Below are 221 nucleotides of genomic sequence, written 5' to 3'. Positions count from 1 at the left end.
CAGGACCAAAGGTCCGAGGACGCGCAAAACAAAAAAGGCCGGGCTTAAAACAGCCCCCTCCGGAACCAAAGAGTTCCAGGGAAAACAAAATAACGCGGGATGGAGCAGCCCGGTAGCTCGTCAGGCTCATAACCTGAAGGTCGCAGGTTCAAATCCTGCTCCCGCAACCAAATGCGACAACAGCCTCATCCCGAAAGGGGTGGGGCTGTTGTCGTATTCGG

Annotated in this window: 1 tRNA gene; it reads left to right on the top strand. The window is 55.7% G+C overall.

The window, feature by feature from the left end:
• Positions 1-93: 93 nt before the first annotated feature.
• Positions 94-170 (top strand) — tRNA-Met (locus ACXAH0_RS25405).
• Positions 171-221: the final 51 nt, after the last annotated feature.

It is taken from the genome of Roseibium sp. AWQ4_290, from assembly GCF_056160985.1.
This window is presented reverse-complemented; position numbering and strand designations above follow the sequence as displayed.